Raw genomic sequence first — 1,810 nt, 5'->3', positions numbered from 1 at the left:
ATCAGCCGGATGCGGTCATCGGCCTTATAAACCTGATTGGCGCGGGCAAAACGCTTTTTGAGGTCCGTGACCTGCTCCTCGGTCAGCCCCTGTGTGATACGCTCGAACCACGCATCAATGGCCCGGTCATTCACGTCCAGATCGGGCTTGCGCTCTTCATAGAGCAGGGGCGTCACCGTCCCGTCCGCGACGGCCTGCTGCATGGTGTAGGAGTGGATGATCTTGCCAAAACGGTTGGTGGTCTCACTCCCCTTGAGTAGCGGCGTACCGGTAAAGGCAATGAAGGCGGCGTTGGGCAAGGCGTGCTTCATGCGGGCATGGTTCTCCCCGCCCTGACTGCGATGGCCTTCATCCACCAGCACGATGATGTCCGCGCTGTCATTATGGCATTCGGGATAGCCGGTGGCAGTGTGGAACTTGTTGATGAGCGAGAAGATGATGCGCTCCTGCCCATGCCCGATCTGCTGCGCCAGACGGCGGCCTGAGGTGGCGAGGGCCTCTTCCTTGTCCTTCTTGTCCGCCAGTTCGCCGCCGGTGGAGAAGGTGGTGCTCAACTGGCGTTCCAGATCCTTGCGATCTGTCACGACAATAATGCGACATTGCTTGAGATCGTCATACAGAATGAGGGCGCGGCTGAGGAACACCATGGTGAAGGACTTGCCAGACCCCGTAGTGTGCCAGACCACGCCGCCCTCACGCCCGCCATCACTGCGGCGGGACTTGATGCGTTCCAGCAGGCGCTTGATGCCGAAAACCTGCTGATAGCGGGCGACGATCTTGCCTGCCTTGCGGTCGACCAGCGTGAAGAACCGCGCCATGTCCAGCAGGCGATCGGGCGAGAGCAGGCCGATCAGCAGCCGGTCCTGATCCGTGACATGCAGCGGGCGGGAAGCCCAGTCCTCGAACCAGTCCCGGGCCGGGGGCTTCCGGTCGGCAAACAGCGCGTCTTTCTGGGCCGACGAGAGTGGCGTGTTCTTGAGCGCCTCCATCTGGCTTTCAGGAATGTCCTCTTCCTTCCAACTGGCCCAGAACTTTTTGGGTGTGCCGCAGGTGCCGTAGCGCCCGTCATGCCCGGTGATGGACAGCAGAAGCTGGCTGTAGGCAAAGAGTTGGGGGATTTCATCCTTGCTCTGGTTGCGCAGGGTTTGGGAAATTCCGGCGTCCACGGTCGGGCCTTTGCCCGGCTGACCATCGGGGCGCTTGGCCTCGATGACGGCCAATGGAATACCGTTGACGAAGCAGACGATGTCCGGCCTGCGGGTCTGCGTCAGATCCGTACGCAGAACGCTGTATTCTTCAGTGAAGGTAAAGCTGTTGTTCTGCGGGTTCTGCCAGTCGATGAGGGCGATGGTCGGGTTGGCCTTGCGGCCGTTAATGAACTCGGTAATGGCAATGCCGAACAGCAGATGCGTGGTCATCTTGTCATTGGCATCGCGCAGGCCGGAGACGAAATCCGGATGCGTGACGTGGGAGACCAGCGCATCAATGCCCTGATCGGACAGGCTGTGCTCCTGTCCTTCAAACGTAAAGCGCCGTTTTTTCAGTTCCGCCCGCAGGAGAGAGTCCAGCACCACGGCGTCCTGTTTGCCGCCCCGCAACGCCAGCGCCTCGGATGGGGGCAGAAACCGCCAGCCGAGGGTGCTGAGCAGGGCCAATGCTGGTAGTTTGGCGCTGTATTCTTCCTGAAATTTCGGGGCGGGAGCCATGGTGTTCAACTATCCTGTGTGCTGAAATATCTTAATTGACCCTCACGCGGCGCTTGCCCGTGAGAAGCTGCTGCATCAGGGCTTTCTTCTCCTGACGCAGGCGC

1 protein-coding gene is annotated in these 1,810 nt (G+C 60.4%); it reads right to left on the bottom strand.

Annotated elements, in window-relative coordinates; translation table 11 throughout:
• Window positions 1-1,706: type I restriction endonuclease subunit R (locus tag AD928_RS00260; RefSeq protein WP_156470007.1), on the bottom strand; the 1,706-nt coding region annotated here is incomplete at its 3' end.
• Window positions 1,707-1,810: the final 104 nt, after the last annotated feature.

It is taken from the genome of Acetobacter cerevisiae (assembly GCF_001580535.1).
In the GTDB taxonomy this organism is placed as follows: Bacteria; Pseudomonadota; Alphaproteobacteria; order Acetobacterales; family Acetobacteraceae; genus Acetobacter; species Acetobacter cerevisiae.
The sequence above is the reverse complement of the archived record's forward strand: the minus strand, read 5'-3'. Positions and strand labels throughout refer to the sequence as shown.